The organism is Bacillus sp. FSL W8-1202 (assembly GCF_038006165.1).
GTDB classification, from domain to species: domain Bacteria; phylum Bacillota; class Bacilli; order Bacillales; family Bacillaceae; genus Bacillus; species Bacillus subtilis.
This window is the reverse complement of sequence record NZ_JBBOUR010000001.1, coordinates 1-24,383: the sequence shown is the minus strand read 5'-3', so window position 1 is coordinate 24,383 and position 24,383 is coordinate 1. Positions and strand designations below refer to the sequence as shown.

25 protein-coding genes and 1 tRNA gene are annotated in these 24,383 nt (G+C 42.4%); 20 read left to right on the top strand and 6 right to left on the bottom strand.

Going from position 1 to position 24,383, the window contains the following annotated elements; genetic code table 11:
• Window positions 1–96: 96 nt before the first annotated feature.
• The 8 genes from tlpA to rhaA all read left to right on the top strand — a co-directional run bounded on the left by tlpA (window position 97) and on the right by rhaA (window position 12,434).
• Entirely contained in the window at window positions 97–2,088 is a 1,992-nt protein-coding gene (gene tlpA, locus NSQ09_RS00130) for a methyl-accepting chemotaxis protein TlpA (RefSeq protein ID WP_341030252.1), read from the top strand.
• Between the two features lie 122 nt (window positions 2,089–2,210).
• Window positions 2,211–4,199 (top strand): methyl-accepting chemotaxis protein, encoded by a 1,989-nt coding sequence (gene mcpA / locus NSQ09_RS00125; RefSeq protein ID WP_438800802.1) that lies wholly within the window; start codon window positions 2,211–2,213, stop codon window positions 4,197–4,199.
• A gap of 113 nt (window positions 4,200–4,312) precedes the next feature.
• Window positions 4,313–6,301 carry a methyl-accepting chemotaxis protein TlpB gene (tlpB, locus tag NSQ09_RS00120; protein ID WP_341030248.1) on the top strand — a complete coding sequence of 663 codons (1,989 nt, stop codon included), beginning with the start codon at window positions 4,313–4,315 and terminating at the stop codon, window positions 6,299–6,301.
• A 135-nt stretch (window positions 6,302–6,436) separates the two neighbouring features.
• Entirely contained in the window at window positions 6,437–8,506 is a 2,070-nt protein-coding gene (locus NSQ09_RS00115) for a bifunctional rhamnulose-1-phosphate aldolase/short-chain dehydrogenase (protein WP_014480667.1), read from the top strand.
• A 57-nt stretch (window positions 8,507–8,563) separates the two neighbouring features.
• Complete coding sequence (gene rhaR, locus NSQ09_RS00110; protein ID WP_009968057.1) at window positions 8,564–9,340, top strand: rhamnose catabolism operon transcriptional regulator RhaR; 777 nt, start codon at window positions 8,564–8,566, stop codon at window positions 9,338–9,340.
• A gap of 4 nt (window positions 9,341–9,344) precedes the next feature.
• Window positions 9,345–10,802: a rhamnulokinase gene (gene rhaB, locus NSQ09_RS00105; RefSeq protein WP_003228920.1), complete on the top strand. Its 1,458-nt coding sequence runs from the start codon at window positions 9,345–9,347 to the stop codon at window positions 10,800–10,802.
• A 17-nt stretch (window positions 10,803–10,819) separates the two neighbouring features.
• On the top strand, window positions 10,820–11,134 hold the full coding sequence (rhaM, locus tag NSQ09_RS00100) for an L-rhamnose mutarotase (protein ID WP_014480666.1): 315 nt from the start codon (window positions 10,820–10,822) through the stop codon (window positions 11,132–11,134).
• Window positions 11,135–11,159: 25 nt separating this feature from the next.
• Window positions 11,160–12,434 (top strand): L-rhamnose isomerase, encoded by a 1,275-nt coding sequence (gene rhaA / locus NSQ09_RS00095; protein ID WP_017695497.1) that lies wholly within the window; start codon window positions 11,160–11,162, stop codon window positions 12,432–12,434.
• A gap of 40 nt (window positions 12,435–12,474) precedes the next feature.
• Here the strand turns inward: rhaA and iolU are convergent, their stop codons facing one another.
• A complete protein-coding gene (gene iolU / locus NSQ09_RS00090; protein WP_017695496.1) occupies window positions 12,475–13,461 on the bottom strand; it encodes a scyllo-inositol 2-dehydrogenase in 987 nt (328 codons plus the stop codon).
• Between the two features lie 181 nt (window positions 13,462–13,642).
• Between iolU and NSQ09_RS00085 the strand changes: the two genes are divergently transcribed.
• The 3 genes from NSQ09_RS00085 (at window position 13,643) to NSQ09_RS00075 (ending at window position 15,912) form a co-directional block, all read left to right on the top strand.
• Entirely contained in the window at window positions 13,643–14,809 is a 1,167-nt protein-coding gene (locus NSQ09_RS00085) for an AI-2E family transporter (RefSeq protein WP_341030245.1), read from the top strand.
• A gap of 92 nt (window positions 14,810–14,901) precedes the next feature.
• A complete protein-coding gene (locus NSQ09_RS00080; protein ID WP_014477785.1) occupies window positions 14,902–15,732 on the top strand; it encodes an undecaprenyl-diphosphate phosphatase in 831 nt (276 codons plus the stop codon).
• A gap of 107 nt (window positions 15,733–15,839) precedes the next feature.
• Window positions 15,840–15,912 (top strand) — tRNA-Ala (locus NSQ09_RS00075).
• Between the two features lie 112 nt (window positions 15,913–16,024).
• Here NSQ09_RS00075 and NSQ09_RS00070 read toward each other — a convergent pair.
• The 5 genes from NSQ09_RS00070 to NSQ09_RS00050 all read right to left on the bottom strand — a co-directional run bounded on the left by NSQ09_RS00070 (window position 16,025) and on the right by NSQ09_RS00050 (window position 19,441).
• On the bottom strand, window positions 16,025–17,251 hold the full coding sequence (locus tag NSQ09_RS00070; RefSeq protein WP_063334566.1) for a tyrosine-type recombinase/integrase: 1,227 nt from the start codon (window positions 17,249–17,251) through the stop codon (window positions 16,025–16,027).
• A 20-nt stretch (window positions 17,252–17,271) separates the two neighbouring features.
• Complete coding sequence (locus NSQ09_RS00065; protein ID WP_072565183.1) at window positions 17,272–17,775, bottom strand: ImmA/IrrE family metallo-endopeptidase; 504 nt, start codon at window positions 17,773–17,775, stop codon at window positions 17,272–17,274.
• Between the two features lie 71 nt (window positions 17,776–17,846).
• A complete protein-coding gene (locus NSQ09_RS00060; RefSeq protein ID WP_072565182.1) occupies window positions 17,847–18,194 on the bottom strand; it encodes a DUF4064 domain-containing protein in 348 nt (115 codons plus the stop codon).
• Window positions 18,195–18,206: 12 nt separating this feature from the next.
• Window positions 18,207–18,728 (bottom strand): hypothetical protein, encoded by a 522-nt coding sequence (locus tag NSQ09_RS00055; RefSeq protein WP_033884321.1) that lies wholly within the window; start codon window positions 18,726–18,728, stop codon window positions 18,207–18,209.
• 329 nt (window positions 18,729–19,057) lie between these two features.
• Window positions 19,058–19,441, bottom strand: coding sequence for a helix-turn-helix domain-containing protein (locus NSQ09_RS00050; protein ID WP_072565180.1), 384 nt, complete (start codon window positions 19,439–19,441; stop codon window positions 19,058–19,060).
• A 163-nt stretch (window positions 19,442–19,604) separates the two neighbouring features.
• Between NSQ09_RS00050 and NSQ09_RS00045 the strand changes: the two genes are divergently transcribed.
• From NSQ09_RS00045 to NSQ09_RS00005, 9 genes are all read left to right on the top strand, one after another.
• Complete coding sequence (locus tag NSQ09_RS00045) at window positions 19,605–19,832, top strand: helix-turn-helix transcriptional regulator (RefSeq protein WP_010329849.1); 228 nt, start codon at window positions 19,605–19,607, stop codon at window positions 19,830–19,832.
• Between the two features lie 11 nt (window positions 19,833–19,843).
• Window positions 19,844–20,035 (top strand): helix-turn-helix domain-containing protein, encoded by a 192-nt coding sequence (locus NSQ09_RS00040; protein WP_010329848.1) that lies wholly within the window; start codon window positions 19,844–19,846, stop codon window positions 20,033–20,035.
• A gap of 64 nt (window positions 20,036–20,099) precedes the next feature.
• Window positions 20,100–20,861, top strand: a complete 762-nt coding sequence (locus NSQ09_RS00035; protein ID WP_121591655.1) for a phage antirepressor — start codon at window positions 20,100–20,102, stop codon at window positions 20,859–20,861.
• A gap of 132 nt (window positions 20,862–20,993) precedes the next feature.
• Window positions 20,994–21,563 (top strand): helix-turn-helix domain-containing protein, encoded by a 570-nt coding sequence (locus tag NSQ09_RS00030; RefSeq protein ID WP_121591656.1) that lies wholly within the window; start codon window positions 20,994–20,996, stop codon window positions 21,561–21,563.
• On the top strand, window positions 21,560–21,817 hold the full coding sequence (locus tag NSQ09_RS00025) for a YqaH family protein (RefSeq protein WP_033884313.1): 258 nt from the start codon (window positions 21,560–21,562) through the stop codon (window positions 21,815–21,817). The genes NSQ09_RS00030 and NSQ09_RS00025 overlap by 4 nt, the downstream gene beginning before the upstream one ends.
• A gap of 129 nt (window positions 21,818–21,946) precedes the next feature.
• Window positions 21,947–22,147, top strand: a complete 201-nt coding sequence (locus tag NSQ09_RS00020; protein ID WP_015382933.1) for a YqaI family protein — start codon at window positions 21,947–21,949, stop codon at window positions 22,145–22,147.
• 102 nt (window positions 22,148–22,249) lie between these two features.
• Window positions 22,250–22,438 (top strand): hypothetical protein, encoded by a 189-nt coding sequence (locus tag NSQ09_RS00015; RefSeq protein WP_041344346.1) that lies wholly within the window; start codon window positions 22,250–22,252, stop codon window positions 22,436–22,438.
• Complete coding sequence (locus tag NSQ09_RS00010; RefSeq protein ID WP_041057275.1) at window positions 22,438–23,388, top strand: YqaJ viral recombinase family nuclease; 951 nt, start codon at window positions 22,438–22,440, stop codon at window positions 23,386–23,388. The genes NSQ09_RS00015 and NSQ09_RS00010 overlap by 1 nt, the downstream gene beginning before the upstream one ends.
• A 2-nt stretch (window positions 23,389–23,390) precedes the next feature.
• Window positions 23,391–24,233, top strand: coding sequence for a recombinase RecT (locus NSQ09_RS00005; protein ID WP_341030231.1), 843 nt, complete (start codon window positions 23,391–23,393; stop codon window positions 24,231–24,233).
• Window positions 24,234–24,383: the final 150 nt, after the last annotated feature.

Sequence of the window (24,383 nt, the reverse complement as noted above, 5' to 3'; positions counted from 1 at the left end):
TAGAACTATTTTTCATTTTTACCTTCATTTTCAATGTAATTTAAAGAAGATCCGCCGGTATAATTTGTAAATTATTGAAAGAAGGTTCAAAAGGAAATGAAAAAAACACTCACCACTATTCGCAGATCATCAATTGCAAGGAGACTTAGTATTTCTTTCCTGCTGATCTTAATTGTTCCGATAACCGCCCTTTCGGTAAGCGCTTATCAATCAGCAGTTGCCTCACTTGATGTACAGATGACGCAAAGCGCAAAGGAAAACGTTCAGATATTAGATCACATCATTGATGATAAAATCAGCACGACTGAAAAAAGCCTCGCGTATTTCAGCGATTGGGCTACAGCAGAAAAATTTCAGGATAAAAAGAAATCAGAGCTGAAACAGGAATTTAAACAATTTATCCAAATGAATGATAATGTCGCTGCGGTATTTTCAAGCAGCAAAGACGGGGACTTCACACGTTATCCGTACGCTGACATGCCAAGCGACTTTAATGCTTTAGAACGAGATTGGTACAAAGAAGCAATGGCCAATAAAGGCAAAACAATTGTCACTGAGCCTTATGAATCGATTTCATCAGGAAAAATGGTCGTCACCATCGCCCGTCAAACGGTGGATGGGTCAGGCGTTGTCGCCATTGATATGAAAATTGATGACTTAGTCACTACCGCGAAAGGAATCAATATCGGAAAAGAAGGCTATGCTTTTATTTTGAGCCAAAACAAGAAAGTCATCGCCTACTCCGGAGAAAAAGCGGGAACAGAGCTAAAAGGGGACTGGGTTGATAAGCTCTACAAGGATATAAGCGGGGACTTTGAATATACGTACAAAGGCAAAAAGAAAAAAATGGCATTTGCAACAAGCGAAACAACAGGCTGGAAAATCAGCGGCACGATGTATGCAAACGAGATTCACGATGCTGCAAGCAGGGTTCTGATCATGGCTTCAATCGTTCTGGCGATTGCCATCGGAGCTGGAATGACGGCGATTTATTTTGTGATTCGATCCATCACAAAGCCATTGAGACGCATTGTCGCATCCGCTGAAAAAATTAGTGAAGGCGATCTAACCGAAACGATTGAAATCAATTCAAAAGATGAACTCGGCGTTCTGAGCGAGAGCTTCAATCATATGGCACACTCGCTTCGCTCGCTCATTCAGGGGATCAAAGACTCAGTAGAACACGTTGCCTCATCGTCCGAAGAGCTGACTGCATCGGCAGACCAGACAAGCAGAGCCACTGAACACATTACGATGGCTATCGAGCAATTTTCAAACGGCAGCGAAAGCCAAAGCGAGAAAATAGAAACGACAACCGAACAAATTAATGAAATGAATGACGGATTGGCAGAGCTGGCGCGGGCTGCAGCAGTGATTACAGAAACATCCGCAGATTCAACAGAAGTGTCAAGTAAAGGGGAGACACTCGTCCAGAAAACAGCCGGCCAAATGAACACAATTGACCATTCTGTAAAAGCAGCGGAACAAGTGGTGAAAGGGCTGGAGATCAAATCAAAGGATATCACGAATATTTTGCGTGTCATCAACGGCATTGCGGATCAAACCAATCTTTTGGCTTTAAATGCCGCCATTGAAGCGGCCAGAGCGGGTGAATACGGACGACGGGGCTTCTCAGTCGTCGCTGAGGAAGTGAGAAAGCTCGCGGTACAGTCGGCTGACTCGGCAAAAGAAATTGAATCGCTGATCAGTGAAATAGTAAAAGAAATTCACACATCACTGAATGTGCTTCAGTCCGTAAACAAAGAAGTTGAAACAGGGCTTGTCATGACGGATGAAACTAAACAGAGCTTCAAACATATATCGCAAATGACCAATCAAATTGCTTCCGAGCTGCAAAACATGAATGCGACGGTTGAGGAGCTGTCAGCGGGAGCTCAAGAAATTTCCGCAGCTTCAAATGATATCACAGCCATTTCTAAGGAAAGCTCGGATGGCATCCAAGATATCGCTGCTTCAGCTGAGGAACAGCTGGCATCCATGGAGGAGATTAGTTCATCTGCACTGACGCTTGAAAGAATGTCTGAAGAACTCCGTGATCTGACAAAACAATTTAAAGCAGATAAATAATAGGTCTAAAATACTATTTATTTATGGGAAATTAGTTACTTTTGTTAAATTTCTTCTTTTTTGCTGTATATATTTACCCATTTCCAGCCGATATGAAGGGTAGCATAAAAAAGGAGAAATGAATGATGAAAAAAATACTCCAACTCATAAAACAAAGATCAATTACACGGAAGCTTCTCGTTTCCTTTCTGTCGATCCTCATCATACCGGTTGTCATATTGGCGATCTTTGCGTATCAATCGGCTAGCAGCTCACTCGACAGACAGATGATGGGGAGCGCATTGGAAAATGTACAGCAATTAAACGAAATCATCAACACCAGCATCGGCGAAAAAGAAAACAGTGCTGATTATTTCAGCGAATGGCTGACAAAAGAGAAATACAATGCAAAAAGCAATGCAAGCATTGCAGAGAAATTCTCACAATATATCAGCCTTAACAAGGATGTAGAATCCATTTATACAAGCGACACAAAAGGGCACTTTACCCGCTATCCGGATCTTCCGATGCCAAGCGGCTATAATCCGGTTGAACGCGACTGGTACAAAAAAGCGGTTGCGAATAAAGGAAAAGTCGTTGTGACAGATCCTTATAAAACTGCTTCTACAAATACGATGGTTGTGACAATCGCCCAGCAGACAAAAGATGGTTCAGGCGTTATCGCAATCAACATGACGATTGAAAATCTGTTGAAAACAACCAAAAAAGTCAACATCGGCACACAAGGCTACGCATTTATCATGACGAAGGACAAAAAAGTTGTCGCTCATCCTAATGAAAAATCAGGAACTGAATTAAAAGGCGACTGGCTCGATAAGATGCTGAACGCTGATAAAGGCGATTTTCAATACACCATGGACGGCGATAAGAAAAAAATGGCCTTTGACACAAACAAGTTGACGGGATGGAAGATCGGCGGCACCATGTATTTGGATGAAATCCATGAGGCAGCCCAGCCTGTCCTTCACCTTGCTTTAATTGTCTTGGCCGCAGCTATTATCATAGGGATTATCGTCATGACTTTGATCATTCGGTCGATTACAACACCGCTGAAACAGCTTGTCGGTTCCTCTAAGCGGATCAGCGAGGGAGATTTGACGGAAACCATTGATATCCGTTCAAAAGATGAATTGGGCGAGCTCGGCAAAAGCTTTAACAATATGGCGTCGTCACTTCGTTCTCTCATACACGCCATCCAGGATTCGGTAGATAATGTTGCCGCTTCCTCTGAGGAGCTCACTGCATCAGCTGCGCAAACGAGCAAGGCAACAGAGCACATTACATTGGCGATTGAACAATTTTCTAACGGCAATGAAAAACAAAACGAAAACATTGAAACGGCAGCAGAGCACATTTATCAAATGAATGACGGGTTGACGAATATGGCTCAAGCTTCTGAAGTGATCACTGATTCATCTGTTCAATCGACAGAAATTGCAAGTGAAGGCGGCAAGCTTGTTCATCAAACCGTCGGCCAAATGAATGTCATTGACAAGTCCGTTAAAGAAGCGGAGCAAGTCGTACGCGGATTGGAAACGAAATCGAAAGATATTACAAACATTTTGCGTGTGATCAACGGCATCGCAGACCAGACGAACCTGCTTGCCTTAAACGCAGCAATTGAAGCAGCGCGCGCAGGCGAGTACGGCCGCGGCTTCTCCGTTGTAGCGGAAGAAGTAAGAAAACTGGCAGTACAGTCAGCAGATTCAGCAAAAGAGATTGAAGGATTAATCATCGAAATTGTGAAGGAAATCAATACATCACTCGGCATGTTCCAATCTGTCAATCAAGAGGTGCAGACAGGCCTTGACATCACAGATAAAACAGAAATGAGCTTTAAGCGCATTTCTGAAATGACGAACCAAATCGCCGGCGAACTGCAAAATATGAGTGCGACGGTTCAGCAGCTTTCTGCCAGCTCCGAAGAAGTTTCGGGAGCGTCTGAGCACATTGCATCGATTTCAAAAGAAAGCTCAGCGCATATACAAGATATCGCGGCGTCAGCCGAAGAGCAGCTTGCTTCCATGGAAGAAATCAGCTCTTCTGCAGAGACCCTTTCGTCTATGGCGGAAGAGCTTCGCGATATGACCAAACGATTCAAAATCGAATAATAACCCTTAACACCCAAGCTTGTTGCGCTTGGGTGTTTTTTTTAGTTTTTTTATTAAACCTTTTATCCTAGTTTGACTATATTAGATTTATCTTAAAGGAGGAGTCAACAAGAATGGGAAAATTCATACAATGGATCAAACAGCCATCGATCAGCAAACCGCTAATCGCTGCGTTTCTGGCAGTGCTTATTTTGCCGGTTGGGGTTTTAGCATATTTCAGTTATCAATCAGCTTGGAACGCGTTAGACAGAGAGCTTATAAGCAGTGCGAAGGGAAATGTTGAAGAACTAAACAGTACGCTGCAAAATAAATTAGAAGATAAAGTAAAAGCAATAGATTATTATAGTGAGACAGTCGATAAAGACATATTGCTAGGCAAAAACAAAACATTACTGAAAGAGAAATTTAAGCAGTACACGACACTTAACGACGATGTAGGCGCAATCTATGCTGCTTCAGAAGATAAGAAGCTTTATAAATATCCGGATAGCGGTGTTCCAAAAGGTTTCGATCCGACAGGACGTGACTGGTACAAACAGGCGGTTGCGGAAAAAGGACAAGCTGTTTTCTCAGAACCGTATACTGATGAAGCGACAGGAGATATCGTTGTCACAATTTCAAAACAATTAAAAGACGGTTCAGGGGTTATAGCGCTTGATTTAAACCTGGATGAAGTGCTTACTGCATCACAAAGAATCAAAATCGGTAAAGAAGGCTTTGCATTTATTACGACAGGCAACAAAAAATATATCGCCCATCCGACCATTAAGCCGGGGACAACCGGTTCCGGCGATTGGACAAACCAAGTATATTCCAAAAAAGAAGGCTCATTTGAATATACATTCGAAGGCAAAGAAAAGAAAATGGCCTTTACGACAAATAAACTGACTGGCTGGAAAATCGCAGGCACATATTTTGTCAGTGAATTGCAAGATGCTTCAAGTCCGGTGCTGAACACTGCGGTTATCATTCTATGCGTGTCAATTGTAATCGGCGGCATACTCAAACTCTATATTATCCGTGCCATCACCAAGCCGTTAAGAAAACTTGTCTCAACGTCTGCAACAATCAGCAGCGGAGATCTCACAGAAGTCATTGACATTCACTCGAAAAACGAGTTTGGCCAGCTTGGCGAAAGCTTTAATGAAATGTCTGCATCATTGCGTTCTGTAATCGGCGTTATTCAAACGTCTGTAGAAAAAGTTGCTTCATCTTCTGAGGAGCTGACAGCAAGCGCAGCCCAAACAAGCAAGGCAACTGAACATATTACACTTGCCATCGAACAGTTCTCAGATGGCAACGAGGCACAAAGCGAGAAACTGGAAACAAGCTCAAATCATCTTTCTCAAATGAACGAGGGGATTTCAAAAGTGGCTCAGGCCTCTTCAACCATTACGAAATCATCGATTCAGTCCTCTGAGGCAGCGGGCAGCGGAGAAAAGCTGGTGGAGCATACAGTCGGCCAGATGAAAACAATTGACCAATCCGTTCAAAAAGCGGAAGCGGTTGTAAAGGGTCTTGAAACAAAATCGCAAGACATCACAAGCATCTTGAATGTGATTAATGGCATTGCTGATCAAACCAACCTGCTTGCATTAAATGCTGCGATTGAGGCGGCAAGAGCGGGAGAGTACGGAAGAGGTTTCTCAGTAGTTGCGGAAGAGGTTAGAAAACTTGCTGTACAATCAGCAGACTCAGCCAAGGAAATTGAAGGATTAATTCAAGAGATTGTCAGGGAAATCAGCACCTCACTTTCGATGTTCCAATCCGTGAATCATGAAGTGAAAGAAGGCTTGCAGATTACGGATCAAACAGCGGAAAGCTTTAAACAAATCTATGAGATGACAACCCAAATTTCTGGCGAATTGCAAAACTTGAACGAGACGGTTGAACAACTGTCAGCCGGATCACAGGAAGTGTCAAGTGCTGTTGAAGATATTTCTGCGGTGGCGAAAGAAAGCTCAGCAGGCATTCAGGATATCGCAGCTTCGGCGGAAGAACAGCTTGCGTCCATGGAAGAAATCAGCTCTTCAGCGGAAACGTTGGCAAACATGGCGGAAGAACTTCAGGGCATTACGAAGAAATTTAAAATTGAATCATAATGAAACGAGAAAGCGGCATATCTGCTGCTTTCTTTTTTGTCGAAAACAAAAATAAACAAAAACAATTCAAAAACAAACAGAAATCATATATAATGAAAACGGATACAAATAAAAGGGGATGGAGGAATATCAAATATGGTGAAGCATATATGGGATTCAGACCGAGCTGCAAAGCTGCCTAAAGGTGTAGAGGAATTGGTGTATAGGTCCAATTTGATCGGGTCAGACCGCACTGTCTGCAACTGGGGCGGGGGGAATACATCTATGAAAACAACGGAAAAGGATTTTAGAGGCCGTGAAATAGAAGTCATGTGGGTAAAAGGAAGCGGTTCGGATTTGGCAACAATGAAAACGCATAACTTTACCGGTTTGAAATTAGATGATATCCGCCCGCTGATTAAAAGGGACCAAATGCCAGATGAAGAAATGGTAGACTACCTGTCTCATTGTATGATAGACAGCAAACATCCCCGCCCTTCAATTGAAACGCTATTACACGCTTTTCTGCCATACAAACATGTTGACCATACCCATCCAGATGCGATTATCAGCATATGCTGTGCAGATAATGGAAAACAAATCGCTGAAGACATTTACGGAAACCGATTTGTATGGGTGCCATACGTTCGCCCTGGATTTACTTTGTCTAAAATGATCGCTGAAGGCGTAGCAAACAATCCCCACGCCGAGCTTATATTAATGGAGAAACACGGCTTAGTCACTTGGGGAGAGACGTCTGAAACATGTTATCAAAAAACGATATCCATCATTCAAGAAGCCGAGCAGTATGTTAACGATCGTATCAATCAGCATGAGGTATTCGGAGGCAAAAGGTATCAGCCGCTGCCGGAGGATAAAAGAAAACAAATCTTGGCAGGCATCATGCCTGTGATCAGAGGAGCAGTAAGTGAAGAAAAGAAAATGATCCTTTCCTATGATGATCATGACGATGTCTTGGAATTTGTAAACAGTGTCCAAGCGCCAGCACTTTCGCAAATCGGTGCGGCATGCCCGGATCACCTTGTTCACACAAAACGGGTTCCGCTGTACATTGATTGGAATCCGGAAACTCAAGATGTGCACAAGCTTGCAGATCTGATCAAGTCAGGAGTCGAGACCTTTACATCAGAGTATCAGGCTTACTTTACACGCAATCAGCAGGATGGGGATCAAATCTTTGAATCCGCCCCGCGGGTGATATTGATTCCTGGAATCGGAATGGTGAATACAGGAAAAAGTTATGCCATGTCTAAAGTAAGCGGGGCTTTATATCGGAGGGCCATCGCCGTGATGAAAGGAGCAACCGCTCTGGGGCAATTTGTTTCTTTACATGAAAATGAATCCTACCATGTCGAATATTGGCCGCTCGAACTATATAAACTCACGCTGGCCCCGCCGGAAGCAGAATTTTCCCGAAAAGTAGCGTTGATAACTGGAGGAGCCGGCGGAATCGGCAGTGCAGCATGCCGCCGATTTGCAGCTGAGGGAGGGCACGTGATCGTAGCTGATCTGAATATAGAAGGTGCACAGAAAATTGCCGGGGAAATAAACGATGCATACGGAGAAGGACGGGCAATGGCTGTCAAAATGGATGTGACAAAGGAGGAAGACGTACAATCAGCTTTTGAACGAGCGGCGCTTGCTTACGGCGGCATTGATATCGTCGTCAATAATGCCGGGCTGGCCACATCAAGCCCATTTGACGAAACAAGTCTAAAAGAATGGAATCTTAATATGAATGTTTTAGGAACAGGCTATTTCCTTGTAGCCCGTGAAGCGTTTAAACAGATGAAACACCAAAATAGAGGCGGAAGCATGGTATTTGTCGGATCGAAAAATTCGGTTTATGCGGGCAAAAACGCCTCTGCCTACAGCTCGGTTAAGGCGCTTGAAACCCATTTAGCAAGATGCATTGCTGCAGAAGGCGGAGAATTCGGCATTAGGGTCAACTCTGTTTTGCCTGATGCGGTTCTTCAAGGATCGGCAATCTGGGGTTCAAGCTGGCGGGAGGAACGAGCCGCGGCGTACGGGATTGAACCAGATCAGCTGGAGGAACATTACCGGAAACGGACAGCATTGCTCGTCAATATTTACCCGGAGGATATTGCCGAAGCCATTGCATTCTTCGCTTCTTCTAAAGCCGAAAAAACAACGGGCTGCATGATCACGGTAGACGGCGGCGTCCCTGCTGCTTTTACGCGTTAGAAATATGCTATGATAAAAAATAAAAGACGGACTACGATATGAGGAAGGGCGTTACCGATGCTAGTAGCAGAACGGCAGCAAAAAATAGTGGAAATAGTAAATATGCGTTCAAGCATCCGCGTTTCCGAATTAAGTGACATATTTTCAGTCACAGAGGAAACCATTCGGCGTGATCTTGAAAAGCTTGAAAAAGAACATAAACTGAGCCGGAGCCACGGAGGAGCGGTCAGTATTCAGCAGAAGGAATCAGAAATTCATTTTTCTGAACGGGAAATCACGAATGTCATCGAAAAAAAAGCCATCGCTCACGAAGCGGCCAAATATGTAAAAAGCGGAGACCGAATTATTCTCGATGCAAGCACAACTGCCTGGTACATGGCGAAAATACTCCCTGACATTGAGCTCACCGTGATTACAAACTCAATGAAAGCAGCTATTGAACTCAGCAATAAAGAAAACATATCAGTCATTTCAACAGGCGGCATTTTGCTGGAAAAATCATTATCGTTTGCCGGCCCGTTAGCAGAGCGTTCACTTGAGACCTATCATGTCAATAAAACCTTTCTGTCATGTAAGGGATTTGACGTACACAACGGGATGAGTGATTCAAATGAGTGGCAGGCGCTGCTCAAAAAACGGATGATCGAAAGGTCGGACCAGACCATTTTGATGGCCGATTCAAGCAAATGGGGGAACCGCGAGTTTTCACATATCGCCTCGCTGCAAGATGTCAGCCGCCTTATTACGGATTCTGGACTTGATCCGGCATCGGTAAAAGCTCTTGAGGACAAAAAGGTGAAGGTGACAGCTGTTCCTCTTTCGAAGAGAGGGTGAAAGAATGATTTATACTGCCATTGATATAGGCGCATCAAGCGGGAGAATCATGGTAGGTGAACTGAATGAAGGGAAGCTTGACATACAAGAGATTCACAGGTTCGCTAACGGTTTCAGTCAAAGAGACGGGCATTGCTTTTGGGATATTGATCATTTGCTAAAACAAATCCTGCAAGGACTGCAAAAAGTAAAGACGCTTGGGTATGAACACTGCACCGTAGGCATTGATACATGGGCAGTTGATTATGTCTTACTGGACGAAAAAGGCGATCGGTTGCGGGAAGCAATCTCCTACCGTGATAGAAGAACAGATCACACAATAGACAAACTGGAACATACCCTCTCAAAAGCCGCAATTTATCAAAAAACAGGAATACAATTTCAGCCTTTCAACACGATCTATCAATTGTATGAGGAAGACCGTGAGCTGCTGATAAAGACAGACAAAATTATGATGATTCCTGATTATTTAGGCTATTGTTTAACCGGAAAAGCTGTAACGGAAATCACAAATGCGTCCACAACACAGCTTTTAAACGCCTCAACGGGAAATCTTGATCCTGAATTGCTTGAAGCCGTGTCCGTTCAGGAACAGCAATTTGCCCCGCTGACTGAACCGGGGTGTGAACTCGGGAAGCTAAGAAATGAGTGGTTCCCGGATTATGATCTCCCGGCGTGCAAGGTGATGACAGTCGCAACACATGATACGGCCTCGGCCGTCATTGCAGCGCCAGGAATAAATGATGGCTGGGCGTATATCAGCAGCGGAACATGGTCGTTAATCGGGGTTGAAAACAAAACACCGATAATAACTGATCTTGCTTTAGAAAACAACTATACAAATGAACGCGGCGCAAACAACACCATTCGCTTTCTCAAAAACATTATCGGCATGTGGGTGATACAAGAAGTCAGACAACAGTTACAAGCAGATTACTCTTTCCAGCAGCTTGCAGAAGAAGCCAAAAAAACAGAACCATTCCAGCAATTTATAAACTTAAATGATAAACGTTTCCTGAATCCAGAAAACATGATAAAGGAAATACAACATTATTGCAGACAAACCCGCCAAAAGACTCCTCGCACTGCAGGCGAACTTGCCTGCTGCATCTACAGCAATTTAGCCATCATCTATGCGATAGCCATCAAAGAGCTCGAAACAATCACAGAAAAACCGATCGAGCAATTTCATATCATCGGCGGCGGAGCCCGGAATGATTTCTTAAATCAATTAACGGCAGACATGAGTGGAAAAGCGGTATATGCAGGGCCGATAGAGGCAACTGCCACCGGAAATCTTTTGATGCAAATGATTGCTGCCAAAGAAGTCAAAGACATAAAAGAAGCCCGGCAAGTCGTCAGAAATTCCTTTCCGATCAAAGTGTTTACACCTAAAGACATTGACAGAAGCACGATCATTCAGTCATTTCAGCAAACTGTTTTGAAAGCGCTATCTAAATGATGAAGAGGTGAAAAGGTTTGAAAAGAAAAGCCAGTATCATGTTTGTCCATCAAGACAAGTACGAAGAATACAAACAGCGGCATGATGACATTTGGCCTGAGATGGCAGAAGCACTCAAAGCTCATGGAGCACACCATTATTCCATTTTTCTAGACGAGGAAACAGGCAGGCTTTTTGCATATTTAGAAATAGAGGATGAAGAGAAATGGAGAAAGATGGCGGACACGGAAGTTTGCCGAAGATGGTGGAAATCGATGGCGCCATTAATGAAAACAAATTCGGATTTCAGTCCTGTTTCGATAGATCTAAAGGAAGTTTTTTATTTGGATTAAAAAACTGATAAAGGGAGAGAGCCGTATGACCATAAAAGCCAATTATGACAGTGCAAAACAGGCATATGAAAAATGGGGAATTGATGTTGAAGAGGCGCTTCGGCAATTAGAGCAAGTGCCCATTTCGATCCATTGCTGGCAGGGTGACGACATTGAAGGCTTTGAAGTAAATAAGGGCGAGCTTTCAGGCGGAATTGACGTGACTGGCAATTATCCCGGAAAAGCGCAAACTCCTGAAGAATTAAGAAGAGATTTGGAGAAGGCTCTTTCTCTCATTCCTGGAAAGCACCGCGTAAACCTGCATGCGATATACGCAGAAACAAACAGGGAAGCGGTAGAACGTGACGAATTGAAGCCGCAGCATTTTGAAAACTGGGTGAAATGGGCAAAAAACCTTGGTCTCGGTTTAGATTTTAATCCAACCTTGTTTTCGCATGAGAAAGCGGCTGACGGACTCACCCTTTCACACCCTGATCCGGATATCAGAGAATTTTGGATCAGGCATTGCATCGCTTGCCGCCGTATCGGGGAATACTTCGGGAAAGAATTAGGAACACCTTGCTTGACGAATATTTGGATTCCCGACGGCTATAAGGATATCCCGAGTGATAGGCTGACACCGCGTAAAAGACTAAAAGAATCACTGGATCGGATCTTCGCAGAGGAGATCAGTGAACAACACAATCTTGATGCAATCGAGAGCAAGCTGTTCGGGCTTGGCTCCGAATCATATGTTGTCGGATCTCATGAATTTTATTTAGCTTATGCTTTGACGAATCATAAGCTTTGTTTACTTGATACAGGCCATTTCCATCCGACTGAGACGGTATCAAACAAGATCTCGTCCATGCTGCTTTACACAGACAAGCTTGCCTTGCATGTATCTCGGCCTGTACGTTGGGATAGCGACCATGTAGTGGTTTTGGATGATGAATTGAGAGAAATCGCTCTTGAAATTGTACGAAATCATGCTCTTGAGAAGGTCGCCATCGGTCTGGATTTTTTCGATGCCAGCATTAACCGTGTAGCCGCCTGGACCATCGGAACGAGAAATATGATCAAAGCTTTATTGTATGCCCTGCTTCTCCCGAACGGATATTTAAAACAATTGCAGGAAGAGGGCCGCTATACAGAAAGGCTGGCCCTGATGGAGGAATTCAAAACATATCCTTTCGGAGCCATCTGGGATTCCTACTGTGAGCAAATGGGCGTTCCGGTAAAAGAGGCATGGCTTCATGACATCAAAGAATATGAGCAACAGGTGCTTTTAAAAAGGAAGGCATCTTCTCCGATTGTCTAATAAAAAATCCGCCGCGGCATTTGCACGCGTGCGGATTTTTTTAAGCTTGATCAGCAGGGTATACAATTCCCATTTGCTTTCTTGCTTCCTCCATAATTTTTGCGGTGGTCAAAGACCGTTCAAATGTATTTTCTTCAGATTCCAGCTTATTCTCTTTTATAAGCGTGACAAATTCTTCTGCTTCATAGAACATCGCCGGTTTAGGATCAGGGATCGCGATGTTTTCAAGGCGGCCGTCCCGGTAGCGGATTTCAACACGTTCAGGCCGGTGAATCGTATCGATTACAATCGTCCCGTCTTCACCCTGGATTTCCGCCGGGGCATAGGAAGTAGAGATTTTGGAATGCATCAGAACGGCTTCGAACCCGTCGTAAGACAGAATGACAGTTCCTTCGCCGTCCACTCCGGAGGATAAAGCATATCCGTTTGCTTTTACATCCTTCGGCGCGCCAAACAACACAACAGCCGGATAAATACAATAGACGCCAATATCCATTAATGACCCATTGGAAAGCTCAGGCTGAAACGCATTCAAAACAGTTCCGCTTCTGAACGCGTCATATCGTGAGGAATACTGGCAGTAGCTTGCGGTAAATCTGCGGACAGTGCCGATTTTATGCAGGTGTTTTTTCAGCTCTTTGAAATTCGGCAGGAAAGTGGTCTTCATTGCTTCCATGAGAACAACGCCGTTTGCCTTAGCCGCTGAGATCATCTCTTCTGTTTCTTTTGTATTCGAAGTAAACGGCTTCTCACAAAGCACATGCTTGCCATGGTTCATAAAGAGAACGGCTTGTTCCTTGTGAAGAGCGTTCGGGCTCGCTATGTATACGGCATCAAAGCAATCGCTCGCCGCCATTTCCTGAAGGTCTGAGAAGGCATGCGCAGCGTTGTGTTTAGCAGCAAACTCGCCAGCGCGTTCAGCCGATCTTGAATAAACAGCAGTCAGCTGAAAATCTTCGATATCCGCTGCTGACTCAAGAAAGCGGTCTGTAATCCAGTTGGTTCCTATTATTGCAAAACGTATCACTCGTATCGCTCCTTTTGCATGATATAGCTAAATTATAGCTTAAAAAGAACAAAATCACATGATAGATATAAATAGAATGTTAAAACCGTGAAAGCTTTTCCAGCAATTAACGGTTTTTATTTTTCATTATAGGGACGATAGTGTACAATTTAATTAAACTATGTATGACGGAGGAACGATAGTGGAGACGTTGCAAACATGGAGCGGCAGATTCAAGCGATTCTTCTTGGACAATAAGTTTGTTTTATTTTTGCTTGTGCTGCTGCTGATTGGTTTAAATATTCTAGTATTTACAAAAACATCATTTATTTTCACCCCGATTATTGTTCTTCTCAAAACGATATCACTTCCGATTATTTTGACAGGCATTGTTTTTTATCTGTTAAACCCAGTCGTCGATTTTCTGGAGAGAAGAAGAATAAGAAGAATCTATTCTATATTGCTGCTATATCTATTGGTTATCGGGCTGATCACGATCACAATCGTGTCGATCATTCCCTTCTTAAAAGAACAAATTATGAGTTTAATCGACAACATCCCAAGATATGTGGATATCGTTGAAAATCAGACGAAACAGCTGATCGGCAGCAACTTCGTCAATCAGGCCCAGCAAACGACGAACATCAATATATCTGATCTCGCAACAAAGGTTTCAGATCAGGCAGCGACAATTGTGAACAGCACCTTTACCGGCGTTGGGAATTTTATCGGCGCCCTGACTGAGATTATCATTTCAATCGTTACGGTTCCGTTTATCCTTTTCTATTTGTTAAAGGACGGAAAAAAATTGCCGGTCTACATACTGAAGTTTGTTCCGACGCAATTGAAAGAACAGACATACACAGTCTTAAGCGAAATGAATCATCGGTTAAGCTCTTATATCAGAGGCCAGATCATTGTCAGCTTCTGTATCGGGTTTTTGCTGTTTATCGGTTATTTGATTATCGGGCTGGATTATGCTTCATTGCTTGCAGTCATTGCGGCTTGCACAAGCATCGTTCCGTATTTAGGGCCAACGATTGCCATTACGCCTGCGATTATCATTGCCATAGTGACATCGCCGCTCATGCTGCTTAAGCTGGTGATCGTTTGGACCATTGTTCAGCTGATTGAAGGGAAGCTGATCTCTCCGCAAATTATGGGAAAAAACCTTCACATCCACCCGATCACGATTATTTTTCTGCTATTAACAGCCGGCAAGCTGTTTGGCGTTGTTGGAATCATTCTTGCCATTCCCGGCTATGCGGTTGCCAAAGTCATTACGACACATTTATTTGACTGGTTTAAAATGCGGTCACATTTATACGATGAAGAAAAAAATGAAAATACGTCGGGTCATAAAGTGTGATTTTCGTTTATAGTTATATAAGACGGGCTTTCCATTTATGGGAAGCTCCCGTTATGTAAAAAAATAAATGTCTAATGGGGAGAATCAAAATCATGACTCTATGGGAATTGTTTGTAGCCGCCATTTTAGGAATCGTAGAAGGATTAACAGAGTACGCGCCGGTTTCTTCGACAGGACATATGATCATAGTAGATGACATCTGGCTTAAATCAAGTAATCTGATGTCAGAAGAAGCTGCTAACTCATTCAAGGTGGTTATTCAGCTAGGCTCCATTTTAGCAGTAGCTATCGTGTTTAAAGACCGAATTTTAAATTTACTCGGCTTGAAAAAAAATATTACAAGCGACCAGGAGCAGGGACATAAATTAAGCATTGCCCAAATTGCCGTCGGACTCGTGCCTGCAGCTGTTCTCGGCTTTTTGTTTGAAGATTACATTGATGAATATTTATTTTCCGTTAAAACTGTGGCCATCGGTTTAATTGCCGGGGCAATCCTGATGCTTTTTGCTGACTGGGTCAATAAGCGGAAAACAGCGACAGACACACTCGACCGCATTTCCTATAAACAGGCGATAGCAGTCGGCTTATTCCAATGTCTTGCCCTTTGGCCGGGTTTCTCGCGTTCAGGTTCAACCATTTCCGGCGGTGTTATTCTAGGATTAAACCACCGAGCTGCAGCCGACTTTACGTTTATTATGGCGATGCCGATCATGATGGGAGCCAGTTTTCTAAGCCTCGTGAAGCATTGGGACAGCTTAAGCTCGGATCTGATGCCATTTTTCATCGTCGGCTTTATCTGTGCCTTTGTGGTTGCACTGTTTGTCGTCCGTTTCTTTTTAAGGCTGATTAACAAAATCAAACTTGTCCCATTTGCAATCTATCGAATTATTCTCGGTGTGATTTTACTTTTGATCATGATGTAAGTCGAAAAATAAGGCTCTTTTCCGAGCCTTATTTTTTCTGTCAATTCAAGAGGAAACTGCTTGTTTTTCAAAAAAAAATCATCTATAATAAACATGACGTTACATACGGGGCCATAGCTCAGCTGGGAGAGCGCTACGCTGGCAGCGTAGAGGTCAGGGGTTCGAGCCCCCTTGGCTCCATACCTTTAAACCCTTATTCTATAAGGGTTTTTTTGTTTGTCAGGAACAGAGCCAATAACCCAAAAAAGCAATTGGGGACAATTTGGGGACGAAAATTTTATTTTGGGGTCATTTAGTTGCTTTTCACCTTCAAATTAGGGTTAAATTGATCAAAATATTGAGCTGTCTCATTTTCAAGTTTTTCGGTAACGTGGCCATAAATATCAGATGTTATTCGTCTGCTTGCGTGACCGGCACGTTTTTGAATTGCACTCATATTTTCGCCGGCTTCTATAAGTAGAGCTACCATCGTGTGCCGCAGATCATGGAGCCTAATATCTTTAAGTCCATACTTCTTTTTTATTTTAGCCCACTTTGCAGTTGGGGTGGTGTAGTAATATGGCTTTCCTGTGCCACTGTGAAAAATGTATTGATTGTCTCCACCTTCCCAGGCATCACCGAGCATAAGTTTTTCTTTCTTCCACATGCGATAATACTTTGCTAAATCCTCCATATAGAAATCTGGCATTTTAACAAAACGTTTGGAACTACGAGATTTAGGTGCTTTTACAAGCGGCTGCCCGTTGACTGTTTTAGAAATTGAGCGATTTACATAGAAGCCACCTCTGTCCCAATCCACATCCAAGTGCCATTGAAAGGCGAGTCCTTCACCACGACGTAACCCACCAATCATTGCGCCTAAAAAGTACAAGCGCCATTTTATATCAATTTCGTACAAAACCCGGATGCATTCTTCTGCTTCGTCAGTCTGAAAATATTGCATTTCTTTTGGTTCCACATGCGGCTGACTTAATCCCTCCATAGGATTGTCTTTAATGAGTTTCCATTCTTCTGTAGCTGTCTTGAACATTGCCTGTAACGTTTGAAATACATCAAGAATTGTTCTATCACCAAGCCCGCCAGGCTTTCCATCTTTTCGAGCTCCATCTTTAGATAAATCATCTATAAAATCAACAACGTGAAGTGTTTTTATTTTGTCTATTTGTTTATGCCCAAATGCAGGGAGGATGTGATTGTGTAAGTGACCTGAGTGTTTCTCAGATGCTTTATAAGAGTAAGGTTTTCCACTTTTATTAAAGAGTTTCTTTTCAACCCATTTCTCCGCAAATGATTCAAAAGTAGCTTTTTCAGGAGCAATATACTCGCCGGCCTCTACTTCAATTCTGAAACGGTGCAGCTGATCTTCTAGATACTCCTGTAATTTCCGTTTAGACTTTAATATTTTTGGATCTTCGATACGAATCGATTTCTTTTTTCTATCTCTTTTACCGTTTGCGTCATAACCATTTTCGACTATTAATCTAAAAGATTTTTCACTGCGTCTTTCAATACTAGCCATGTGGCTACCTCCTTGTTCTATTAATTTAGTTGATAGAGCTTTTGATGCCAGAGAATAGAAAACTGTTTTCTTTTGTACATTTCAAGCCGTTTAGCTGCGAAAGGGTATGTGACGTTAAAGGTATCTCCAATTAACTTTATAGCCTCCGATTGCATGCGCGGCAACGAAATCTTTTCGAGCATGAATGTCGGTACACAAAAGTGATACATGAAACTATTGGCCTGATACTCTTGCAACTGGCGGAACATACGATTCATATTGAATTGGTTCCCGCAGTGTTTAATCACATGCCCGAGCTCATGTACAAAGTCCTCCCATTGTTGTTGACGAGAAGTCCTTGAATCCAAAACCATGCTATAAAGACCATTTATACAAAACATGCTGCTGCCTTTTCTTTCGTAGTGAATCCAAATCTGAAAAGCAGCCGCAATCCGTTCCATGTCAACCTCTTCAGGAGTAAACATATTCAATTTTGTATAAATCTTCTTTACTTCTTCTTCTAGATGAGATAACTGAATTGTCATAATAGCACCACCTGATGGGAATGTATGTTCTGTTTTTGGTGTGAAAGAAAAGCCCTTTGAAGGGCTCTTCGTTACGCTGCTGTTGTCTGAGATTTGTCTTTTCTAACGAGTCCCATGATACCAGGGATAATAAGAAGTACAGCAGGCAGTAAGTAGAACAAGAATATGCATATTAATCCGCCAACACCAGAAATAATAAGTAAAACTCCACCTAGTTTAGGTTTGCTTTTGACAAGGATAGAGGCAACAATACCAAGAATTGATAGGAACACGGCGCCCCAACCTAATCCAATAATTTCACTTGTTCCAGTCGAATTAATAGAGGCATCAATTCCACCTACAAATAAAGCGATTATTGCTCCGAAAAAACCAAAAATACTCCCGATTAGACCTAAAACAAATTCAGTTGTTCTCTTCATTTCAAAATCTCCTTATTTAACTGGTACTGTGATTGATACTGCTTTGTTATTCATAAAGTCTTCAGTTATAACTTCACCAAAGTTCAATTTGATTTCTTTAACGCTATCAACGTCAATCTCTTTTCCTTCAGGAGCCGTAAATTCAAGAACTCCTTCTTGTTTAACGCCACCTTGAACTTCTCCACCAACTTCTCCATCTGTTAAGAACATGTTTGCAGATAACTGCATGCTGCCAATAACTGCATTTCCTTGGTCAGGATAGAAAGTTAGGACCTTGTCGGTAGTATTTTCAATGTTTAGTCCAACGTTTATTTTGTCTTTCATGATCTTTACGTCGCCCAAGTTAACTTTCATTCCGAGAACTTCAGCAGATTGCTTACTCGCATCGACTTTTTTAGAGCCGTCATCTTTAGTCTCTTCAGTTTTTTTGTCTTTTGAATCACTACTCCCTGTAGAGACATCATCTGTCGAGCTACATGCTGCTAACGCAAGTGCTAGTCCCAAAGACATGAATAAAACGAACCACTTTTTCAACCTAATTCCCCCAGTTCATAAATTAGAATACTTATTAATAATCGACTAAAACTGCCAAAAATTCAAGAGGATTTTGCCAAAAATGTTAATAGATTCATAATATTAACGGGGGTAAGATGGTGAATTCACTTAACGGATCACCTCAAAATTTGCGGTTGAAAGAGAATATAACCTCAAAGATCACCTCAATTTTTGAGGTTGAAATGATTTCAACTGAATAGTTCACCTCAAATTTTGAGGTGAAGTGTTCAGCATTAATTAAACTAAACAAAACAATAATAATAAATAAAGAATAATGTGTTTGTTATGTAATTATTTTTTGCTTCTGTTTACTCATCAGATGAATTTGGAATTTTACGACCTTTCGCCTTTTCTTTCTCTTTCAGGTAATTGATAAAGTCAATAGTTTGTCTGCGTGCTTCCTCAGAAAAATCTGCTGCTTCTTTAAAAGCTATTTGCAGATCCGGATCATTAATGAGGTCTGGAGAAACCGGAGTGTTAACGGTCATTGAATCATTATCCGTTCTTCCAAGTAAATAATCTGCTGTAGTTTGTAAAGCGTCTGCTAAATCACTAAGCATTTCGTTAGAAGGAGTGCTGTATCCAGTCTCATAGTTTGAGATTGTAGTTTTCTTCGTATTAACTTTTTCTGCCAGTTGGGTTTGGGTTAAACCCAAATCTTTTCTTCGTTGTTTTAATCTTTTAGGAAGCATTATCTACCACAACCTATCACATAAGTTCAAATATATTGTACATCAATATAATGTAAAATAAATATAAGTCCAAAAAAATCAAACTTTTAGGTTGACATCCAAGAAAGTTGGATTTATACTAAGCTTAACAGTTCAACAAACTTGGATTTTAGGTGGTGAAATAATGAAAAACCAAAATTTGATTTTAGCTAGAAAGGCAAAAGGCTATACCCAGGATGAATTAGCTTTGATTTTAAATTGCAAAAAGACAACAATAAGCAACTGGGAGAACGGGGTATCAAATCCTACATTGCCTATCGCATTTAAGCTATCTGAAAAACTTGGACGTGATATAAACGAGCTTTTTTTAAATTTGAAAGTCCAAGAAACTCAAACGACAAATACAGCATAGGAGGTTACGAAATGACACGCAATACAATGACCGTGCAGGAAGCTGCTGAATACCTCGGTGTTCACCACGATACGATTTACACAATGGTTCGTGAAAAAGAAATTCCACACTTCCGAGTGCGCACACGTATTTTCTTCACTAAGCACAACATAGATGCGTGGATCGAAGCACAGGAACAAGCAAATATGAAACAAGCGCAATAGCAAAGGACCTACTGAACGAAAATTTCCGTTTAGTGAATGACAACTCTATTAAGGAGGTTCACGAATGAATCAATTACAAAAAGTATTCAATTATCAAGATCACCAGGTTCGGACAGTTGTAAAGGATGGACAACCTTGGTTTGTCGCAAAAGATGTCTGCGAGATTCTAGGGATTAAAAACGCCACCCAAGCAGTATCAAAACTGGATAATGACGAACGGGCTATGTTGAACATAGGTCGACAAGGCAATACAAATATTGTGAACGAGCCGGGGCTTTACACTTTAATTCTGAGTAGCCGCAAACCCGAAGCCAAACAGTTCAAACGCTGGATCACTCATGAAGTTATCCCGGCAATCAGAAAAACAGGCGGCTACGTTGCAAATGACGAGTTATTCATCCAAACATATTTGCCGCAAGCTGATGAACATATAAAGCTGCTTTTCAAAACTACTCTTCACACTATGAAAGAGCAAAGCAAGCAAATAGAAACCATGAAACCGAAAGTGATTTTCGCTGAGGCGGTTGAATCGTCTGAGTCCTCTGTTCTTGTTGGAGAATTAGCGAAAATCATTCAGCAAAACGGTGTAGATATCGGGCCGAACAAATTATTTCAATGGTTGCGCGACAATGGATATCTGATTCGTAAAAAGGGTGAATCATTTAACCTCCCGACCCAACGCAGTATGGATATGGGCCTTTTTGAAATCAAGAAAAGAACTGTAAGCAATCTTGACGGTTCTATCAGGACCACACGCACACCAAAGGTAACCGGTAAAGGTCAGATTTATTTTGTGAATAAATTCATGTCGTCTCAATCGGCTTAATCGCACTTCACTCCACAACTTTGAGGAGTGAGCTGATCTCCACAATTTTGGGGAGATGCAGCAAGGGACAACCCCATCCCTTCATTAATTAAATTTTACCAATAAATAACTTATATATCAGGAGGCAAACATATGGAGAACAACCCATACAATTTGCGGAATTTACCGCAGATTATGCGCAAAGCCCGCAAGACTGCAGGTCTTGCACAGTATCAAATAGGAATTCTAATCGGTGGAAAAGATCAGCGTTATGTCTCAGATGTTGAAAACGGTTTTAGCAGGCTAACACCTGAGTTGTGCATTAAGTGGTTTGAAGCCTGCGAAGCCTACGAACATATTGATCTCGTACATTACTTGTTTAAGCTACATCCGACAGCGGTTGCACCGATTGATCCCGCATTAAATGAAAGCGCAAGCGCTGCAGTAATAAATATGATTCATCAGCTTGAAGAAGCATTGCAGGCTACTAAGCAGTTGGCACGATGGTTGGCAAGTGATCGACCGGGCCGTTCAAACGATCTACCGATGGGAGATATTAAACAAATATTTGATCTGATCCCAGCAAATAAAACGCTGATTTATTCATTAGTGCGGAGTCACGGTTTAAGCATGCAAGAGCTGGCCGATAGGTGGACCCGCAAAGCGTTGATGGATCAGGTAGCTATGTCAAAACAAGAAGAAAGGAAGGCGGTTTTCGCATGAAAACTAATCAGTTTTTGAAGTCAGATGTAGATGCGGCGAAAAGAAAAATCGAATCAGCAGAAGAGCTCTCTATCATGCTTTCGGAGGCATTACGTGATGGTGATTATGAAGAGGCGATCAGTCTTGCTGGAAGTATCAAAGTTCTTACAGAGGATATCAGCCGACTGGCTAATAAAGGACGTTTATATGAAACAGCTATGAAAATGCAACAGCGTGGCATCAACTTGGCAGTGATAAGTAGGTGTTTGGGATGATGGTTCACTTTGTCCACAAACCAGCAACAGCGTTGGAGGTCAGAGCATGGTGTGAAAGAATCCGAAATCATAGCGAACTGTACTTGATTTGGGATAAACGCACAGCAAATTACAGAAAGGAGATTATGAATGATCGAAAATCCAATGATTCTAAACAACTGGCACGACAAGCTGACTGAGCCGGAAACGAAAAAGGATTTTTTCGGGGATGAAGTGACGCCTTTCGATGATTACGTGATAGATAGTGCCGAGGGTGAAGTCATCTTGAGGGAAAACCTTGAACGTTATCTAAAGGAGCATCTTGGTTTTGAATTTAGAAATGAGCATTAAAAAAGCCCACTCTGGCAAGTGGACTTAATTAAAGGCTTTCTGAAAACTCAAGTAAGAATATTCTACCAGATAGCCTCAAGAAAATCAATGGAGGTTTTATACATGGCTAAAGCAGTTAAAGTGGCATTCAGCGAGCGTGGGGAGGATCAGCAACGTTTAAGACAGGTTGGAGGTTCTATTGTATTCGCCAAAAACGGTAAGGCGCAGTTTAGTTTCCCTTCTATGGATCACTATCGGGAATGGCAGCGGCTTGGAACAGAAGCTTACAAAAGAAAGGTGGGGCTGCTCTGATGCAAGCAGAGGTTTTCGCTTCGACAGCGGACATGAGTCGGGACGAATGGCTTCTTGAGCGACGGAAGGGCATAGGCGGTTCTGATGCTTCCGTTATTTTAGGCATAAACAAATGGCAAACACCGTTTGAATTGTGGTTAGACAAAACAGGCCAAGTACCTGTAAGTGAATCAGGCAGTGAAGCAGCATACTTTGGCTCGCTTCTTGAAGACGTTGTTGCAAAAGAGTTTGAGATTCGTAGCGGCAAAAAAGTTAGACGGAAAAAAGCAATGCTCAGGCATCCCAAGCACGATTTTATACTGGCGAATGTTGACCGAATGATTGTTGGTGAAAAAGCCATTTTGGAGTGCAAAACCACGTCGGCATACAACCTGAAAGAGTGGGAAGATGACGAGATTCCCGACAGCTATATTGTGCAGGTTCAACACTATTTAGGAGTGCTGGGGCCTGAATATAAAAAAGCATACTTCGCTGTCCTAATCGGCGGCAATAAATTCATTTGGAAAGAGATTGAGCGTGATGATGAGCTCATTGCGATGATCTTTCAAGCTGAGATTGAATTTTGGAATGAAAATGTATTGGGCGGACAGGCCCCTGTGCTTGATGGTTCGAGTGCAGCAGAAGAATATCTCAAGCAACGTTATGCCGAGGCAGAGGGCGGTAGAGTCGTTGATCTCACTTCAGCGAATAAAACACGCATTCAGCAATATTTGCAGCTTAAAGATCAGATAAACGAACTCCAATTGCAAGCGAAGGAATTAGAAAATCAGATTAAGCACGAAATGAAGGAAGCTGAATACGGCTTCATCGGAAACTATCAAACTAGTTGGAAGTCAGTTTCAACTAATCGGATCGACTCTAAGAAACTAAAAGAGCAGTTTCCGGACGTATACGAGAAAGTCACTAAAGAAGTCCAATTTAGACGCTTTGGAATCAAGGAGGTTAGCTGAATATGGCTACAAATCAATCGCTAAAAAGCAATATCCAGAAGAAACAAAACAGTGCCCCAGCACAACAGCAAGGAACAACAATGAAAGGTCTGCTTTCTTCTCCGGCAGTCATGAATCGTTTCGAAGAAGTTCTAGGGAAAAGGGCTTCCCAATTCACAGCGTCAATTCTGAGCCTTTACAACGGTGAAAAAATGCTCCAAAAGGCAGAGCCTATGAGCGTAATTTCATCGGCTATGGTGGCGGCTACGCTTGATCTGCCAGTGGATAAAAACTTGGGTTATGCCTGGATCGTTCCGTATGGTGGCCGTGCACAATTTCAGCTTGGTTACAAAGGGTACATTCAGTTGGCTTTACGTACGGGTCAGTATAAATTCATCAATTGCATACCGGTCCATGAAGGAGAATTGCAAAAGTGGAACCCATTAACTGAGGAAATAGAAATTGATTTTGAAAAACGGGAATCAGATGCGGTTATTGGTTACGCTGCTTACTTTGAGCTTTTAAACGGTTTCCGGAAAACAGTGTATTGGACAAAGGCGCAAGTTGAAAAGCATAAAAAGAAGTTTAGTAAGTCGGACTTCGGCTGGAAAAACGATTGGGATGCAATGGCATTAAAAACTGTTTTGAAAGCAATTCTGAGCAAATGGGGCATCTTATCAGTAGAAATGCAGAAGGCTGTCATTGAGGACGATGAGGCACGAGACCGCATTGACATCACTGACGAAATGTCTGAGCCAGAAATCATTGACGCAGAAGTATCAGAGGAAAAACCAAGTGCGCAGGATGCTGATCCCTTTGATGGCAAACCTGTAGACATCAGCGACGATGACCTCCCATTTGATTAAGGTCAGCATCCCCTTCTGTTACAAGTGGCTGACGGAAGGGAAGGGGCGCCCAATCGCGCGCAGCTGTTCCGTGCTTATGTCGAAGGCTATCTCAGAACAAATGAACCTGGCTTACGTTTAGTCCGCATCAGCGGAATGACAGCACTGTGT

What these genes read in the sequence shown, in the direction of transcription:
- NSQ09_RS00020 (WP_015382933.1), top strand. Translation starts at nt 21,947, where the DNA reads ATGATCGAAAATCCAATGATTCTAAACAACTGGCACGACAAGCTGACT.
- mcpA (WP_438800802.1), top strand. Translation starts at nt 2,211, where the DNA reads ATGATGAAAAAAATACTCCAACTCATAAAACAAAGATCAATTACACGG.
- NSQ09_RS00050 (WP_072565180.1), bottom strand. Translation starts at nt 19,441, where the DNA reads ATGCTTCCTAAAAGATTAAAACAACGAAGAAAAGATTTGGGTTTAACC.
- NSQ09_RS00045 (WP_010329849.1), top strand. Translation starts at nt 19,605, where the DNA reads ATGAAAAACCAAAATTTGATTTTAGCTAGAAAGGCAAAAGGCTATACC.
- tlpB (WP_341030248.1), top strand. Translation starts at nt 4,313, where the DNA reads ATGGGAAAATTCATACAATGGATCAAACAGCCATCGATCAGCAAACCG.
- NSQ09_RS00010 (WP_041057275.1), top strand. Translation starts at nt 22,438, where the DNA reads ATGCAAGCAGAGGTTTTCGCTTCGACAGCGGACATGAGTCGGGACGAA.
- NSQ09_RS00025 (WP_033884313.1), top strand. Translation starts at nt 21,560, where the DNA reads ATGAAAACTAATCAGTTTTTGAAGTCAGATGTAGATGCGGCGAAAAGA.
- NSQ09_RS00115 (WP_014480667.1), top strand. Translation starts at nt 6,437, where the DNA reads ATGGTGAAGCATATATGGGATTCAGACCGAGCTGCAAAGCTGCCTAAA.
- NSQ09_RS00065 (WP_072565183.1), bottom strand. Translation starts at nt 17,775, where the DNA reads ATGACAATTCAGTTATCTCATCTAGAAGAAGAAGTAAAGAAGATTTAT.
- NSQ09_RS00015 (WP_041344346.1), top strand. Translation starts at nt 22,250, where the DNA reads ATGGCTAAAGCAGTTAAAGTGGCATTCAGCGAGCGTGGGGAGGATCAG.
- NSQ09_RS00060 (WP_072565182.1), bottom strand. Translation starts at nt 18,194, where the DNA reads ATGAAGAGAACAACTGAATTTGTTTTAGGTCTAATCGGGAGTATTTTT.
- rhaB (WP_003228920.1), top strand. Translation starts at nt 9,345, where the DNA reads ATGATTTATACTGCCATTGATATAGGCGCATCAAGCGGGAGAATCATG.
- NSQ09_RS00070 (WP_063334566.1), bottom strand. Translation starts at nt 17,251, where the DNA reads ATGGCTAGTATTGAAAGACGCAGTGAAAAATCTTTTAGATTAATAGTC.
- NSQ09_RS00035 (WP_121591655.1), top strand. Translation starts at nt 20,100, where the DNA reads ATGAATCAATTACAAAAAGTATTCAATTATCAAGATCACCAGGTTCGG.
- rhaR (WP_009968057.1), top strand. Translation starts at nt 8,564, where the DNA reads ATGCTAGTAGCAGAACGGCAGCAAAAAATAGTGGAAATAGTAAATATG.
- tlpA (WP_341030252.1), top strand. Translation starts at nt 97, where the DNA reads ATGAAAAAAACACTCACCACTATTCGCAGATCATCAATTGCAAGGAGA.
- NSQ09_RS00040 (WP_010329848.1), top strand. Translation starts at nt 19,844, where the DNA reads ATGACACGCAATACAATGACCGTGCAGGAAGCTGCTGAATACCTCGGT.
- NSQ09_RS00080 (WP_014477785.1), top strand. Translation starts at nt 14,902, where the DNA reads ATGACTCTATGGGAATTGTTTGTAGCCGCCATTTTAGGAATCGTAGAA.
- NSQ09_RS00005 (WP_341030231.1), top strand. Translation starts at nt 23,391, where the DNA reads ATGGCTACAAATCAATCGCTAAAAAGCAATATCCAGAAGAAACAAAAC.
- rhaA (WP_017695497.1), top strand. Translation starts at nt 11,160, where the DNA reads ATGACCATAAAAGCCAATTATGACAGTGCAAAACAGGCATATGAAAAA.
- NSQ09_RS00030 (WP_121591656.1), top strand. Translation starts at nt 20,994, where the DNA reads ATGGAGAACAACCCATACAATTTGCGGAATTTACCGCAGATTATGCGC.